Annotated in this window: 1 protein-coding gene; it reads left to right on the top strand. The window is 45.5% G+C overall.

Annotation, left to right across the window (positions count from 1 at the left end):
• On the top strand, positions 1-235 hold a 235-nt coding region (locus CH339_RS26000), incomplete at both ends, for an alpha-amylase family glycosyl hydrolase (RefSeq protein WP_245408205.1).

Below are 235 nucleotides of genomic sequence, written 5' to 3'. Positions count from 1 at the left end.
CCGATTTATCAATCGCCGCAAAACGACAACGGCTATGACATCAGCGACTATTACAGCATCCATGAAGAATATGGAACAATGGCCGACTTTGAAGAGCTTCTTGAAGAGGCCCACAAGCGCGGCATAAAGGTGATCATGGATCTTGTCGTCAACCATACATCAACAGAGCACAGATGGTTTAAAGAAGCGGCGTCCGGCAAAGAAAATCTGTACCGCGACTTTTATATTTGGAAAG

Origin of the sequence: Rhodobium orientis (assembly GCF_003258835.1) — a bacterium.
GTDB lineage: Bacteria > Pseudomonadota > Alphaproteobacteria > Rhizobiales > Rhodobiaceae > Rhodobium > Rhodobium orientis.
Note: the sequence above shows the minus strand (reverse complement) of the source record. Positions and strands in the feature narration are given on the sequence as shown.